The 16336-nt window shown below is 32.7% G+C and carries 11 protein-coding genes and 1 tRNA gene; 3 read left to right on the forward strand and 9 right to left on the reverse strand.

Annotation, left to right across the window (positions count from 1 at the left end; all coding sequences use genetic code 11):
* Positions 1–128: 128 nt before the first annotated feature.
* Positions 129–1820, reverse strand: coding sequence for a peptide MFS transporter (locus OZP08_RS01470; RefSeq protein WP_268847990.1), 1692 nt, complete (start codon positions 1818–1820; stop codon positions 129–131).
* A 43-nt stretch (positions 1821–1863) separates the two neighbouring features.
* Positions 1864–4017, reverse strand: coding sequence for a S9 family peptidase (locus tag OZP08_RS01475; protein WP_281322823.1), 2154 nt, complete (start codon positions 4015–4017; stop codon positions 1864–1866).
* 318 nt (positions 4018–4335) lie between these two features.
* Between OZP08_RS01475 and OZP08_RS01480 the strand changes: the two genes are divergently transcribed.
* Together OZP08_RS01480 and OZP08_RS01485 are read left to right on the forward strand one after the other, a co-directional pair.
* Positions 4336–5658, forward strand: a complete 1323-nt coding sequence (locus OZP08_RS01480) for a hydroxymethylglutaryl-CoA reductase, degradative (RefSeq protein WP_281322824.1) — start codon at positions 4336–4338, stop codon at positions 5656–5658.
* Between the two features lie 62 nt (positions 5659–5720).
* Entirely contained in the window at positions 5721–6632 is a 912-nt protein-coding gene (locus OZP08_RS01485; RefSeq protein WP_268847991.1) for a GYDIA family GHMP kinase, read from the forward strand.
* Positions 6633–6745: 113 nt separating this feature from the next.
* Here OZP08_RS01485 and OZP08_RS01490 read toward each other — a convergent pair whose 3' ends face one another.
* From OZP08_RS01490 to OZP08_RS01515, 6 genes are all read right to left on the reverse strand, one after another.
* Positions 6746–8851 (reverse strand): peptidylprolyl isomerase, encoded by a 2106-nt coding sequence (locus tag OZP08_RS01490; protein WP_281322825.1) that lies wholly within the window; start codon positions 8849–8851, stop codon positions 6746–6748.
* A 110-nt stretch (positions 8852–8961) separates the two neighbouring features.
* The gene (locus OZP08_RS01495; protein ID WP_281322826.1) at positions 8962–10221 is read right to left on the reverse strand and encodes a hemolysin family protein; all 1260 of its coding nucleotides are present in this window, start codon (positions 10219–10221) and stop codon (positions 8962–8964) included.
* A gap of 3 nt (positions 10222–10224) precedes the next feature.
* A complete protein-coding gene (locus tag OZP08_RS01500; protein WP_268847996.1) occupies positions 10225–10419 on the reverse strand; it encodes a hypothetical protein in 195 nt (64 codons plus the stop codon).
* A 19-nt stretch (positions 10420–10438) separates the two neighbouring features.
* A complete protein-coding gene (lptC, locus tag OZP08_RS01505; RefSeq protein ID WP_268847997.1) occupies positions 10439–10993 on the reverse strand; it encodes an LPS export ABC transporter periplasmic protein LptC in 555 nt (184 codons plus the stop codon).
* A 44-nt stretch (positions 10994–11037) separates the two neighbouring features.
* Positions 11038–12291 (reverse strand): BamG family beta-barrel-assembly machinery protein, encoded by a 1254-nt coding sequence (gene bamG, locus OZP08_RS01510; protein ID WP_268847998.1) that lies wholly within the window; start codon positions 12289–12291, stop codon positions 11038–11040.
* A complete protein-coding gene (locus OZP08_RS01515; protein ID WP_268847999.1) occupies positions 12284–13018 on the reverse strand; it encodes a type III pantothenate kinase in 735 nt (244 codons plus the stop codon). Before OZP08_RS01515 ends, bamG begins: the two co-directional genes overlap by 8 nt.
* Before the next feature lie 100 nt (positions 13019–13118).
* Between OZP08_RS01515 and OZP08_RS01520 the strand changes: the two genes are divergently transcribed.
* Positions 13119–13191 (forward strand) — tRNA-Phe (locus OZP08_RS01520).
* A 178-nt stretch (positions 13192–13369) separates the two neighbouring features.
* On the opposite strand, the gene OZP08_RS01525 is transcribed toward OZP08_RS01520, so the two are convergent.
* Positions 13370–16252, reverse strand: a complete 2883-nt coding sequence (locus OZP08_RS01525; protein WP_432419626.1) for an alpha-amylase family glycosyl hydrolase — start codon at positions 16250–16252, stop codon at positions 13370–13372.
* Positions 16253–16336 lie beyond the last annotated feature (84 nt).

Raw genomic sequence — 16336 nt, forward strand, 5'->3', positions numbered from 1 at the left:
TACATCAAAAATTTTCTTTCAGGAGATTTCATCCCTTTAAAACATATTTGCTCTACAACAAAAAACACCATCTCTTTGATTCATTCAAAATAGATGATGTTTTTATTTAATATATTTAATTCAGCACATTATCGAACACCGTGCATCATTTTTTTCAAAAATGGTGTTAATGCAAATAAAACAAGTGCAGCAATACCTGTTAACACAACAAATACCATAAAAAATTCAAATAAATTGTGGATTTCAAAACCAGCAAAAATTGGGTTATGATCCATAATTTGATTTTTATCCAATAATTGCAATTGCTCTGCAGTTGGTACAATTTTCTTATCTAAAACAGCTTGCAAATCAATTCCTAATTCTTTCGCTTTAATAAATTTATCTCCAGTAGCTGGCAAAATAGATCCTAAAGTTCCCGCTAGTGCATATCCAGATGCATTAGATAAGAAGAACACTCCATATAATAAAGAAGAGAAACGTTTTGGAGATAATTTACCTACTAAAGATAATCCTATAGGAGACAAACATAACTCAGCACAAGTATTCAATAAATACAATAGAATTAACCATTTGATAGCTAATAAACCTGAAGTCCCAAGGTCTTTTACCTGATTAGCAATCATGAAGAAACTTATCGAAATTAACAATAATCCTAAAGCCAATTTTACAGGAGAAATAGGCTCACTACCTTTATTTCTTAATTTATCCCATAACATACTAAAAGGAACCGCTAAAGCAACAACGAATAATCCATTAAAAATCTGAACCATTGAAGCTGGCATTGCCCATCCAAAAAAGTTTCTATCCGTTTGATTATCGGCTATAAAAGTTAACGATGAACCTGCTTGTTCAAAAGCAGCCCAAAAGAATATGATAAAGAAAGAAATGATATAAATTACAATAATTCGATCTCTTTCCACTTTTGTTAAAGACGAGTCAGATAAAATTAATCCCGCTAATGTTATACCACTTGCATAAATAATTGGATAAATAATCGTTTTTACAACATTAGTGCCATCTACCGAAAAATGGAACAACAAAAACATCCCTATAAAAGCAATTACTGATACTATTAAGGCTTTTGGAGTAAAAACTGCACTTTGTGCTTCTCCTTCTTCATAATCTGATGATTCATTTTTAGAAGGCAATCCTCCTAATGGTTTTCCTTCTGGAGAAACCACATACTTATTTTTCAAGAAATAAAACACTAACGTTCCGATAAGCATTGCAATAGCGGCAGCTAAGAATCCCCATTTGAAAGCGTGAATATCTCTTATTCCTCCTGCACTTTTTACGTCTCCTACTAATGGGCAAATAAATTGACCTAAGAATGCTCCTAAGTTGATCCCCATATAGAAAATAGTAAAAGCTGTATCTAATTTAGTTTTTTCCTGTTTTGGATACAAACTTCCCACCATACTAGAAATGTTTGGTTTGAAAAATCCGTTTCCAAAAATAATTATTCCTAAACCAGAATACATTATAGTAGTGGCTAAACCTATATTTTCACCAAAAACACTAGCACTGGTAAATAACAATAATTGACCAATAGCCATCATTAATCCACCAAGCATAATACAGTTTCTATTTCCAAAAAAACGATCAGAAATAAATCCTCCTAACATTGGTGTTAAATAACAAAGACCTAGAAAACCTCCATAAATTAAGGAAGCTTCTTCTTCTTTCATCAGTAAAGAATTTACAAGAAAAAGAACCAATAAAGTTCGCATTCCATAGAAATTGAAACGTTCCCACATTTCGGTTCCAAATAACACCCAAAGTCCTTTTGGATGTGCTGTTTTAACTTGAGTTTCTGTCATTTTAATTGTTTTGGTTTTAACTTTGTTTGGTTTTGACTTATTTTTATAAATTTTCCTTTATAAAATTCGTCATTTTGGTATATAACTGTGCTCTTGTCTTCCCGCCATAAATACCATGATTTTTGTCTGGATAGATTTGAGAGTCAAATTGTTTATTCGCTTGGATCAATGCTTCCATCATTTGCATAGAATTTTGTACATGCACATTATCATCTGCTGAACCATGAATCAACAAGAACTTTCCTTTTAATTTGCTTACATGATTAATTGGTGAATTTTGATCATATCCGCCTGGATTCTCTTGTGGAGTTTGCATGTAACGCTCTGTATAAATACTGTCATAAAAACGCCAGTTGGTTACCGGTGCTACAGCTATTGCCATTTTAAATACATCTGCTCCTTGGAAAATACAGTTTGAAGCCATAAAACCTCCAAAACTCCATCCCCAAATTCCAATTCTAGATTTATCTACATAAGGATAATTTCCTATTACTTTTGCAGCATCAATTTGGTCTTCTACCTCATATTTTCCTAATTGCAGTTGGGTTACCTTTTTAAAATCAGCTCCTTTGTAACCTGTTCCGCGACCATCAACATCTATAACAATATAACCTTGTTGTGCTAACATCATATACCAATACTCATTAGAACCTCCCCATTGGTTTACAACTTGTTGAGATCCTGGTCCTGAATATTGAACCATAAATACTGGATATTTTTTTGAAGCATCAAAATCCTTTGGCTTTATGATCCAAGCATTTAGCTCGTTTCCTTTTTCTGTTTTCAAAACAAAAAACTCTTTAGAAGGCAAATCATAGCCTTTTAATTTTGCAACAAGATCCTGATTGTTTTCGATAACTTGAATTTCTTTCCCTGATTTAGACTCATTTAAAGTATAAATAGTAGGCTGAGAAGCACTTGAGAATGTATTGATATAATATTGGAAATTTGGACTGAAGGTCGCCGCATTTCCACCTACGTTTTTAGATAAACGCACTTTATTTTTTCCGTCAAGCGCAATTCTATAAACATCACGATTGATTGATCCATTTTCTACTGATTGATAAAAAACTGTTTTTGTTTTCTCATCAAAACCGTAATAATTTGTAACCTCCCAATTTCCTTTAGTTACTTGGTTTTTCAATTTACCGCTAGCGTCATACAAATAGATATGGTTGAAACCATCTTTTTCGCTAGTCCAAATAAAACTATTATCTTTTAAGAATGTTAGATTGTCTGTTATATCAACATAAGCTTTATCTTTTTCATTCAGAACTACTTTCGTAGTTCCTGTAGAACCATCGATAAATAATAAATCTAAATTATCTTGGTGACGATTCAATACTTGCGCTGACAAAACATTTGCATCATTTGTCCATTTCAATCTTGCAATATAAAAATCGTTGTAGTTTGATAAATTTACAACTTTAGTTGCGGCAGTACTTACATCATAAAGATGAAGTGAAACTTCTGAATTTTTTTCTCCAGCTTTAGGGTATTTAAATGTTTCGATTGTAGGGTATAAATCTTTTTGAAAGATTGACATTGAAAATTCAGGAACTTGACTTTCGTCAAAACGAATGTAAGCTAGTTTTTTGCTGTCTTTACTCCAATCAAAAGCGCGAACAAACGCAAATTCTTCTTCATAAACCCAATCCGTAATTCCATTAATAACTGCATTCTTTTTCCCGTCTGTAGTAACTGTAGTTATTTTTTTAGAAGCTAAATCGTATACATATAAGTTATTTTCTTTAGCATAAGCGATTTTAGTTCCATCAGGAGAAAAAGTCGGCTCTTGTATCTGAAAATCAAATAATTTAGTTAGTGATTTTGTTACTGAATTATACAAATAATAATCTGCAGTAAAAGAATGACGGAAAATTTGATTGGTATTACAAGCTAATAAAATCAATTTCTCAGAAGAGTCAAAAGTATAACTATCAATTTTAGGTAGTTCTTTGTAATCCTTAGCATCAATTAGAGTAGCTACTTTTTTCAAACTTGCAAAATCGTAAAGATCGATTTGCTTATTATTATTCAATACCGTGTATTGATTGGTATTTTTCATCGATTGCAATTCATCCATACCTTTGGCACGAAATGAACCTGAAAAAATTTCATCAACTGTTATTTTTTGTTGTCCAAAAACAGTAAAACACAAAAACAAAAATATTGCTGTAAGCTTATTTGAATTCATAATATCGATTAAGTGATAAAAGGCGCAATTTTAGTGAAAAAATTACACATATTACACTTTCTCACTGTTAAATATTGCAAAATAATATTTTATCCCCCACTTAAATATGTTTATCAAAATAATAATTGAATGCAGTTTTTTAATTTATACAGATTTAGCCTCATAAATAAAATGCAACTTAAGTACTTTCCTAATTTTACAAAATACATCAATCACTCATAAGTCAAAACAACTAAACCTTAAAATACCTATCAATTAAAAAAAACACTATACAACGGAATGTGTATCTTTGCTTTTGTTAACTATACTATTTCATATATGAACAACGCTGTTGCCGGATTTTCAAAATTATCCAAAGAAGAAAAAATAAACTGGATTGCCAACCACTATTTTTCTACTCCAAGTGAAGCCATCTCACTACTTAAAAACTACTGGAATACTGACGATAAGATTCAAAAACTCCATGATGAATTCATAGAAAACACCATATCTAATTTTTATATCCCATTGGGTGTTGCTCCTAATTTTTTGATTAATGGTCAATACAGCACCATTCCCATGGCTATAGAAGAAAGCTCTGTAGTTGCCGCTGCCGCAAAAGCTGCAAAGTTTTGGTCTACACGTGGCGGTTTCAAAACTACTGTTATCAATACCGAAAAAATAGGACAAGTTCACTTTATGTATAAAGGTGATGAGTCCAAATTATATTTATTTTTCGCCTATTTAAAATCGAAACTATTCGAAACTACTGAAAGCATTACCAAAAACATGCAAAAACGTGGTGGAGGGATTCTGGACATTATTCTAAAAGACAAAACAAATTTATTACCAAACTACTATCAACTTCATGCTACTTTTGAAACTAAAGACAGCATGGGGGCCAACTTCATCAATTCTTGCTTAGAGCAATTTGCCAAAACCCTTAAAGAAGAGGCGTTGGATTATGAATTATTTTCTGAAGAAGAAAAAAATATAGAAGTTGTAATGAGCATACTTTCTAATTATGTTCCTAATTGTATCGTTCGAGCTGAAGTTTCTTGCCCAATTGAAGAATTAGCCGAAAAACATATTCCAAACCCTCAAGATTTTGCCGAAAAATTTATTCAAGCCGTGCGAATTGCAGAGGTAGAACCTTTTCGCGCAGTAACTCATAACAAAGGTATCATGAACGGAATTGACGCTGTCGTGCTTGCCACCGGAAACGACTTTAGAGCTGTCGAAGCCGGTATACACGCATACGCCTCCAGAAACGGACATTACTCCAGTTTATCACATGCCAAAATAGAAAATGGAATTTTTAGTTTCTGGCTGGAAATTCCTTTGGCTTTAGGAACAGTTGGCGGGTTGACATCCCTTCATCCTTTGGTTAAATTATCATTAGAAATGCTTGAAAAACCTTCAGCCAAAGAGTTAATGCAAATTGTTGCAGTAGCTGGTTTAGCACAAAACTTTGCAGCATTGCGTTCCTTGACCACTACAGGTATACAAGAAGGACACATGAAAATGCACTTAAATAATATTTTAAACCAATTTGAAGCCAATCATGAGGAACGCATTTTGATAAAAAAACACTTTAAACATCATGTTGTCTCCCACAGTGCAGTCGTTGAGTACATTGAAAATTTAAGAAAAGACAATTAGTCCTAAATACAACCCATTCATTCTCGATAGTAACCAATAATGAATGGGTTAAAACATCAGCAATGAAAAAAACATTTTACAGCAACGGAAAACTTTTAATAACTGCCGAATATTTAGTTCTTGATGGCGCAAAAGCATTGGCCCTACCTACAAAATTTGGACAAAACTTAATTGTAGAAAAAGGGACAAACCAAGAAATAAAATGGACCAGTTATGATGCTGATGAAAGTGTTTGGTTTGAAGGAACGATTCCGTTTTCAACAATAACTACAACTACACCATTTGAAAATGAATCGGTAGCCAATACATTAATCACTATTTTGAGAGAAGCTTATTTATTGAGTCCTGAACCGATTTTAAATTCAGAAGGTTACAATGTCACTACCCATTTAACATTTCCTAAAAAATGGGGATTAGGGACTTCTTCTACCTTAATAAACAACATAGCTCAGTGGTTCAAAATAGATGCTTTTTTATTGCTTAAAAGCAGTTTTGGAGGCAGCGGTTACGATATTGCCTGTGCCCAAAATGACTCCCCTATTATTTATCATCTGGAGCAAGGAAATCCAATAGTTGAAAAAGTAAATTTCAACCCTGCATTTACAGAAAATCTATATTTTGTATATCTCAATCAAAAACAAAGTAGCAAGAATGCCATTGCCGCTTATAATGAGAAAAAAAACAATATAGAAGCAAAGAAGAAAGCCATAAACCAAATAACTCAAATCGTTTTAAAAGCTGATGACCTCAATACATTTGCAGAAGCATTAGAAAATCACGAAACGACGCTTAGCTTCGTTCTTGAAACCAAAACAGCAAAAGAATTTTTGTTTCCAGATTTCAAAGGAACCATTAAAAGTCTTGGAGCCTGGGGCGGAGATTTTATATTGGCAATTTCAAAAGACAATCCTAGCTCCTATTTCATTTCAAAAGGATATGAAACTATAATTCCGTATAGCGAGATGATTTTATAAAATAGCAATCTCTTTCTTTTTCATGAATTGAATTCGAAATCTATAGCAAATAAAAAACCCGATACTTGCAGTTTTAGTAGTATCGGGTTTTTTATGTTTAGAACAATTACTGCTTAGTAATTGAACTCTTTTCTGTTATCTTTAATATCAGCATCTTCTTTTAAAGCTGGCAATACTCTGTTTACATCAGAAGCGCTTTGAGCTTTTAATTTTACTACATTAGGAGCATAACTCTTCAAAGCTGGAGCTTTTACTGTGCTTGTGTTTTTAACTACATAAACACCAGTAACACCTTCAATTGGAGCAGATACTTTATTTGCAGCTAGAGCAAATGCATTACCAACTACTTTTGGCTCTTGACCAACTCCACCTGCTAAAACTGGGTTTTCTAATGTAACATCTGCCACTTGTTGTACAGATGAACCTACCGCTTTTGCAATAGTTTCTAAAGATGATCCAGACATTTTAGCCTTAAGCATTTCAGCTTTTTTCTTGTTTTTAAGAATTGGCTCTACATAAGGTCTAACTTGAGCAACTGGAACTAATCCTGAATTATCTATAGATTTAACTTTTGCAATTACATGTCCTAAATTAGCAACTTCAAATCTTTTTGTAGAACCGTCTTTACTATCTTTTTCAAATGCCCATCTTACGATAGCTCTTTGATTTCCTAAAGAACCAAAATTCTCATCCATTGCTTTTACAGAAACTGCAGGAGCTACAGTAAGTTTCATTTCTTTGGCAGTTTGATTAAAATCTTTACCACCATCAGCAACAGCCATTTCAAATTTAGTTGCTTCTGTAAATACTTTATCAGAAGTAGCTTCTGAAGCCTCGATTTTTTGAGCTACAGTAGCCAAACGAATTCCGTCTTGTTTGTCAGTAATCTTGATGATGTGGAAACCGAATGGAGTCTCAACTAAACCAACTTTTCCTATTCCGTTATTAAAAACGAAATCGTTAAATGGTTTTACCATTTGTCCTTGACCAAAATATCCTAAATCTCCACCTTGTTGAGCTGATGAATCATCTGAATTTGTGAATGCTAACATCAGGAAACTATCTGGATTAGCATTTACTTGAGCTAAAATTGCTTCAGCTTTAGCTTTAGCTTCAGCTTTAGTTCTTTTCTCTCTCTTGTTAGGAACTTGTGTTCCTTCATAACTAATAAGGATATGGCTTGCTTTTGCATTTACTCCTGCTTTTTTCCCTAATGATTTTGAGATACAGTAGTATTTTCCGTAAACATAAGGTCCGTAAACTGCTCCTGGAGCTAAATTAAACAATTGATCTGCATCTACAGCTGGTAAATCTTTTTTGGCTACATATGAAGAATCATATGGTACATCTGAATTTGAATTCACGAAATCAACAACGTTTGTTGTTGATCTAAATCCAGCTAATGTATCATTTTTACCAGTAGCTTGATTATAAACTACACTACCTGATAATAATCCATTAATTCTAGATTTTATTTCATTCACATCAGCAGCTGAAGCTTTATCTTCAATTAAAACATATTCTATATCACGAGTTTCTTCTGATTTGAATTTTTTAGGAGTCAATTTCATATAATCCACAATTTCAGCATCAGATATTTTCACATCACTATCTTTAATTGTAGAATACAAACCTGCTACATAAGAGAAATTCACTTTGTTAGAAGCCATTTCATAATTGAATTTTCCTTCGCTTTCAGTTGTATAAATACCAGATTTAATCAAAGTATTATAAATTTGAAATTTAGCGTTCAATTCAGCATCTTTTTCTCTATCTTTTAAATATTGAGCTTGCTCAGGATTTGATTTAAAAAATTCTTTGAATTTTACCACATCAAACATACCTGCAGCATTTAAAAACATTGGGTTTTTACCAATATTTTGGTCTTGTTTAAGGATATCCAATATATGTTTTTCTCCTACTCTTAATCCTAATTTATCAAACTCGGCAGAAAGTAAAGCTACGGTAACTTCTTGATCCCATACTCTTTTTGAAGCTTCAGTAGAAGTAATTCCTTGTCCGCTTTTTTCAACATTGCTAACTTTTATTCTAAAATCTTCAAAAGAAATGTCTTTCCCATTGATACTTCCAACATCTTTTGAGCTTTTACCAAAATTCCCTTTCGTAAAAAGATCTTGTATTATAAATGAGAATAATGCTAGAGCAATAACTCCAATCATTATAGCGGAATGTTGTCTAATTTTTGATAAAACTGCCATTGTGTATTATTGTTTATTTTAAAATTTTGTTTGCGAAAATACAATTATCTAATTAATAATTATAGAACTACTGTTTTTTTTTTGTTTTTTTTTATTTATAAAAATAAATATCACTCTTTAATAGTCATTTTTACCAATTCTATCTTCTTATTTGTGGCTTCTTCTATGCTAAAATGATAGTTTCCAATAATTATAACATCTCCATTTTGAGGGATTTCCTTCGTAAAATTCACAATATAGCCTCCTAAAGTACCATACGATTCGCTTTCTGGAATTGCCAATTTATAAGTTTGATTGAGGTATTCAACATCAAAACGAGCAGAGAATAAAAAGGTATCATCTCCAAGGTTTTTTTCAATCAATTCCTCATCCGAATCATGTTCGTCTTCAATTTCCCCAAAAAGCTCTTCTACAATATCTTCTATAGTCAATATCCCTGAAGTCCCTCCGTATTCATCCAATACTACAGCAACGCTCTTTCGCTTTTTGGTCAACAAATTCATTGCATCTTTTACAAAAATTGCTTCGGGAATAAATTCAACAGGAATAACTATCTCTTTTATACTCTTTGGTTTTTTAAATAGGTCAAATGAATGCACGTATCCTATTATATCATCTAATGAATTTTGATAGATTACAATTTTAGAATACCCTGTTTCAATAAATAATTCTTTAAGAGTTTCTAGAGATTCTAACAAATCTACTGCTACAATTTCTGTTCTGGGAGTCATAACATCTCTGGCCTTGACTCCTGAAAAATCTAAAGCGTTACGAAATATTTGTATTTCGGAATCTACTTCCTCATGATCCTCTACAGTACTCATTTGTTCTGTAATATAATTTCCCAGTTCTACTTTACTGAAATAAAGCTGTACCTGATCTCCTTCTGTCTTAAAAAATCTTTTCAGAATAAAATCAGAAATCCATATTAAAAAAGTAGAAATAAAATAAAACAACCTATAAAAGAAATAGGTAGGAATAGCAAAAAACTTGATTAGTGAATTGGCGTAAATCTGAAAGAAGACTTTTGGCAAAAATTCAGCTGTAATTAGAACAATAAATGTTGATAATACTGTCTGAATTAATAGACTGGCAAAATCTGAAAAATGAAAACTGAATGACAACAGCCAATTCGTTAGCAATTCCCCCATAAAAAAACCATAAACCACAAGTGCTATATTGTTACCAATAAGCATTGCGGCTATAAATTTAGAGGGTTTTTCGGTAAGCTTCGTAAGGGTTTTTGAAAGAAAACTGTCTTGTTTTTTTTCTAACTCCAAATAAATTTTATTAGAAGATATAAAAGCTATCTCCATTCCTGAAAAAAAAGCACATAGTATTAAACACAATATTATAATGCCTATTCCCATTTTCTAAGATTGTTTGTTTCTATCTTCAAATTTCTTAGCAAACTTTCTTCTAAAGAAAAACATGAAAATTGCTAATCCCGCAATCACAAGGCTCAAGAAAGGACTCTCGGTACCTGAACTCCATTGTGTATATCCTTCGTATAAAAAGTAGATTCCAAAAGCTAAGTAAAGATAAGAGGTATATTTTAAGAAATTCATGTTGTTATTTTTATTTGTATTATTCTGAGGATTCTATTTCCCCTTCTATTCGTTGCGAATTTATTATTTTAAAGTCTTTACTAAAATCAATTCCTTGACCCGTTGAACTTCCTTTAGCATCTGTTAACTTAAATTTTTTTTCGGTGTAAAACCATTGATTTTTTTGATCAAAATACAATTGTTCCGTTTCCAGCATTTGCCCATCTTCGGAAGTGATTTTAACTTTTCCCTGCAAATCTATTATACTGGTTGCTTTATACGAAACCGCATAATTCGATCTAATAAAAGTTTTCTTTGCTTTGTTATCAAAAATGGTTACATCAATTCCTTTTGGAAATTCTGTAAAAGCAAAATCTACGTTTGCATAATCCAACATTTTTGGACTTATCAAAATTGATTTAATTTTACCTGAATCTGTATATTTTAAATTCACATTATCAGCATCGCCACTAGGAACAAACTCCGAGTAATCATTTTGTCTTACTTCCTTAAAATTACTCTCACATCCCATAGCCATACCTATCGCTAAAGTTAGTGAGACCGGAAACAAGAAATATCTTTTATAAAAAATCATGTATTAAATTTAAACCAATTGATTTTAATAGCAACTATTAAGTCTTAGTTGATTTTTGATTGTCTAAACCATTTGTCGTTTAGAGAAAAACTTAGACTAAAGCTACCATAATTTTCTTGAATCAATCCATTTGCTGTCGTACCTCTTTTTCCAAATTCTAAACCGATATTGAAATTAGATAAGTAACTTCCTCCCGCAGGTAATCCGAAACCTAGAGTGATTGCTTTCTCATCAATTGATTTTGAATTAACTATAGTTCCTGTTTTACCATACTTTAAACCTGCACGATACGTGATTTTTTGATAGTATTTTGAGAAAACATTATAATTAGGAACATAATATCCTCCTAAACTATAACTTGAGTAGTTTTCATACGACACGTTCTTAGCTTCATTAATCCCATTTCCTCCTTCTCCAATGTTTTGGTATACTATCTGTGTACCTACCAACCATTTTCTTGATCTACCAATACCTGCTCCAAATGTTATTTTTTCAGGTATTTTTATATCTTTTCTGATCAATTCTGATTCAATAGCATCTATAACTACCACATTAAAATCCGCATTGTATTGTACCGTTGCAATTGTTCTGGTGTTACTTGATGTCAAAGTACTCTGTGGCATATAAGTTAAACTACTGTAGTAATTTAATTTTTTATTGATCTTTCCTTGATACATCACTCCAAAATTCATACTAAATCCGTTTAAATCAGATTTATTTTGTTCTTGAGTTCCAATAGGAACCGAAGTAATGAATTCTAAATTACTGTTATTTATTCTTCCAAAATTACATTGAATATCTGCTCCTACAACTAAATTAGGTATAATAGTATAACCCAATCCTAAAAAAGCTTTATTTAATCCTCCTGATCCAGTCAAACGATTATTGTTACCATTAGGATCTGAATTTAAAGATTCAATATTATATCCTACCGAAGAATATGGAAGTAATCCAAAACCTACACCCATTTTACCCAATGATAAGGCAACTGCCATATAATCCAAAGTTGTTCTTTGCGCACTTGCATCTCCTTTGTCTGATTTCATTTTTGTGCTAGTATACCCACCTCCCATGGTAAAAGTTGTCAATTTAATTGCACCATAACTAGCAGGATTCAATATATTCATATGGATACTATCCTGTTCAATAGCAACTCCCGCCATGGAACGATTTTCAAGAGTTCCCTTAAATCTAGATTCACCAAGTCCAAAATAAGAATAAGGAGAAGCAGATCCACTTTGAGCAAAAGAAGCAAGTGTTAAAAAGAAACAGGCAGTGACAATAATTTTTTTAATCATTTTTGATTTTATATTGAAAAAGTTGATTCAAACCCTCTAAAAGAAAATTTGAATTGGCAAATATGGTATTTTTTAATCGTTTAGCCAAAAATTCTGTGTCCCCTCCCGTTAAAATTATTATAAAATTTGAATACTGAGCACTATATTCATCAATAAAACCACTAATCTCATGTACTAATCCGTTTACAATTCCTGAATGAATTGACTCTGCAGTAGACTTCCCTATAAAGTGATTTGGATCTGTTACATCCAGCAACGGAAGCTTTTCTGTATAATGATGCAAAGCTTCATAACGCAAACGCAATCCCGGAGAAATTGCTCCCCCAAGATATACATCATTTTGGTCTACAAAATCATAAGTCACACATGTTCCTGCATCTATAATTAAGCGATTTTGACCTTTAAATTGTAGCGTTGCTCCGGCTGCCAATACCATTCTATCTATACCTAGGGTTTTTGGAGTAGCATAATTATTTACAAACGGAAAAGAGTCTTCATGGGAAACAAACCATACCTCAACCATTTTTTCAAAGTGCAAAAAGAATTGTTTTTCTACACTCCCGACTGAAGCAACAACCAAATGAGTAATTTCCTGATATTTTTTTAAAATAATTTCGATATTTTTCTGAACCTCATCTTTCGAAAAAACACAATATTCCAAAACGTTATTAGACTCAAAAACAGCACCTTTAATTCTGGTATTCCCGACATCAATGGTTAAAATCATATCTTATTTATTTAAAAGTGCGAAGATACAAATAGATTTTTTTTTTAAAACGTATTGTTTAATTAAAAAAACATTCTATATTTGCACCCGCAACAAGCACGGTACCTTAGCTCAGATGGTAGAGCAATGGACTGAAAATCCATGTGTCCCTGGTTCGATCCCTGGAGGTACCACAAAACCCAAACAGCAATGTTTGGGTTTTTTGTTTTTAGCAATTATTGTCAGGATTCTCTTTAGAATCGAATTACAAAATAGATTCTAATTTTCCATTAAATGGAAAGCCACCAAAAAACTAATTTTGATGGCTATAGAACGTTTTCTTTTGAGTATAAAAACCTCAATAAGATCTATTTATTTCTTGATAAACTTCATCACTTTTACCTGATTCTTATCATTATACACTCTTATAAAATACATTCCATCATTTAAATCTCCTATGCCATAATGATGATCTATTGTTTGATTTTTATCGAACGATTTAACTAATTGCCCCGTAATAGAAAAAATTTGAACTTTAGAAGTATTGGTATTTAAAGTGAAATAAGTCGATGCTGGATTTGGATAAATATAAATATCATTTAAAACTTCAAAATCAGTTGTTCCTAACACACTAGCTTTATTGCCATATATTCTATATTCACCTGGCTGCAAATTAATCGTAGCATTCGCATCGATCACGTTATAAGAAGCATTGTTCATTAAATTATACCATGTTCCTGTGTTTTGAAATCCTGTTGCTACATCTTTCGCAATTACATCAAAATTGGCTATAATGAGAACGTTTTTAAGTTCTGTATCTGCCAAAGCACTATTGGTGATTTTAATATTTGGTGTTAAGCTAGATGCATTAATCATAGTTGCTGTACCCAAAAATACTGCCTCAGTTTTTTTAAGAGCAATCATTCTTGCCCAATCATAATAAATTTTATTTCTTAAATTATCATTCAACCAATTATTTACCCATTGCGGCTGTGGTTTTGTATCCAATTTACAATCTCCTGCAATCGCAGATGAGTTATCATTTACAGTACCATTATTACAGGTATAGATCGATGACTCCCATCCTAACTCTCCAAAATGCCAGATCATTTTTGGCCCTGGAACTAACAATGAAACTGCTCCAATTGCTGGCATCCTAGACAAGGCGACATTTATGTTTTTTACATTATGAGCGGGATTTGCACTGTTACCAAACTGGAGATTTTTATACATCAAACGTTCTTCGTCATGACTTTCTGCATATCCTATTAATCTGTTGGCTGCAAAACCATGACTTTGGCTTGTCATTCCTGAAATATTGGCGGTATAACCCATCGACAATTCATTATAATTAGCATTCATATTCCCCCACATCATAACTCCTTTACTTGGTGTTTCTCCAATTCTATAATTAGCCCATTGCTGTTCTTCATTATTGGTTCCCAAATGTTCGAAAATAGTATAATGTGTGGGATCTAAAGACCATGAGTAATCAGCATATTCTTTTAATATATCAACTCTGTCTTGTTGGTAAGCATTTGTACATGCATCATCTCCTGCTGTGCAATTTTGCGTAAATCCTTTGGTTAAATCCCAACGGAATCCGTCAATTTTATATTCTTCAATCCATTGTTTAATAACTCTTTTCACATAGTTTTTGGTCAACGCTGCGGAATGATTAAAATCCTCTCCTACGCTATAACTGTGCTTGGCTACTGTATTGAAATATGGATTCTCCGAGCTAGGTGATCCCCAACCGTCATTCTCTGGATCATTCATCCACATGCGAACCATCGGATTTCTTCCGAAAGCATGATTCAAAGCTACGTCTAGAATAACGGCAATACCATTTTGATGGCACAAATCGATTAACTCTTTTAGTTTGGTAGATGGTCCATAAAATTTATCTAAAGCCATGTGAAAGGAAGTATTATACCCCCAACTTTCATTGCCTTCAAATTCCATTACAGGCATTAACTCAATCGCATTTATTTTTAGATTTTTGAAATAGTCTATTCTGTCAATTAAGTTTTGATAATTTCTATTGGCGTCAAAATCCCTAACCAATACTTCATAAACCACTAACTTATCTTTTTCGGGTTTTACAAAATTAGTAGTTGCTGCACTCCAAGGATATGGTGTTTGGCCCGTTTGCAAAACTGTAACTTCCCTTTCCTGACCTATGGGATAAACTGGCATATTAGGATATGTGGTTGCCGGAATACTTGGGTCGTCAAATGGAGACAATACTAATGTTGAATATGGATCGGCTGTTTTTACTAATGCAGGAGAATTTAAGAGAGGTGTTGACTCTCCCACCCAGTATTGATAAGTATAATTTGTCCCCGAAACCAATCCGGTTAATTCTAACCAAAACTTACCAGTAACAGGATCTTTTTTCATAGCATACACAGCACTCGGCTGCCAGTCATTAAAACTTCCTGCAACATATACAAAATCCTTTAGAGGAGCATCAAGCACCAAAGTTGCTTTGGTCGCATCTGTAGCATCATAATTTATTCCATCCAATAATCCTGCTGGTATTACTCCCGAAATTGTTCCCGGATTTATAGCTACCGAAAACTTTTTAGTAACTGTAGTCACTCCTTGCGTTACCTCTAGTTCATAGTTTTGATTGGCCGTAATGTTGGTATGATTATAACTATAGCTCGAAGTACTAGAATTAGTATTGATGCTAATTCCGTTTGATTTTAAATTATAACTGGCCACCCCGTTGGTATTGCTTGCCGATATCGAAAGACTACCTCCTGAATTGATAATGGTAGTACTGTTTTGGACTGGCGAAGTCATTGTTACTTGAAAAGTACCAACATTAAAAATAAAGTCATTACAACCAGGAGCTAACTTCAATGTTTGTGAACCCGATGAATTACGGAATACCATTCCTAGTTTGGTAGCTGTGATTTGTTGCGAAGAATTTAAGCCGAAATAAGTACTTGGTGTAATCGTTTTACTCCAGGTGCCATCTCCATTTTTTGTCATTAACCCCACTGCATCATCTGCGCCCCAATTTCCTATTACAGCATACCCGAATGCATTTGCATCATCACCAATCCCTGAATGCATATAAACTTTTGTTGGAGACGATCCCATTGTGTTGCAAGTAGAAGATGCAAATGAAACCGTTATCGTTATTTGATCAGTAACATTAAATGCCGAAGGAGAAATTGTTACTTGCTGAGCAATACTCCCTAATGACATAAAGAACAATAATAAAAGTGTAAGTTTTTTCACAATATTTGATTATTAAATTAAAAAAAAAGGAGCTGTTAATTATAACAGCCCCATATATTTATTGATCCTTTAAAGACAAATCAG

The organism is Flavobacterium aestivum, from assembly GCF_026870175.2.
GTDB classification, from domain to species: domain Bacteria; phylum Bacteroidota; class Bacteroidia; order Flavobacteriales; family Flavobacteriaceae; genus Flavobacterium; species Flavobacterium aestivum.

Coding starts and splice junctions, on each gene's coding strand:
- OZP08_RS01475 (WP_281322823.1), bottom strand. CDS start 4,017: ATGAATTCAAATAAGCTTACAGCAATATTTTTGTTTTTGTGTTTTACT.
- OZP08_RS01515 (WP_268847999.1), bottom strand. CDS start 13,018: ATGATTTTAACCATTGATGTCGGGAATACCAGAATTAAAGGTGCTGTT.
- bamG (WP_268847998.1), bottom strand. CDS start 12,291: ATGATTAAAAAAATTATTGTCACTGCCTGTTTCTTTTTAACACTTGCT.
- OZP08_RS01480 (WP_281322824.1), top strand. CDS start 4,336: ATGAACAACGCTGTTGCCGGATTTTCAAAATTATCCAAAGAAGAAAAA.
- OZP08_RS01500 (WP_268847996.1), bottom strand. CDS start 10,419: ATGAATTTCTTAAAATATACCTCTTATCTTTACTTAGCTTTTGGAATC.
- lptC (WP_268847997.1), bottom strand. CDS start 10,993: ATGATTTTTTATAAAAGATATTTCTTGTTTCCGGTCTCACTAACTTTA.
- OZP08_RS01470 (WP_268847990.1), bottom strand. CDS start 1,820: ATGACAGAAACTCAAGTTAAAACAGCACATCCAAAAGGACTTTGGGTG.
- OZP08_RS01495 (WP_281322826.1), bottom strand. CDS start 10,221: ATGGGAATAGGCATTATAATATTGTGTTTAATACTATGTGCTTTTTTT.
- OZP08_RS01485 (WP_268847991.1), top strand. CDS start 5,721: ATGAAAAAAACATTTTACAGCAACGGAAAACTTTTAATAACTGCCGAA.
- OZP08_RS01490 (WP_281322825.1), bottom strand. CDS start 8,851: ATGGCAGTTTTATCAAAAATTAGACAACATTCCGCTATAATGATTGGA.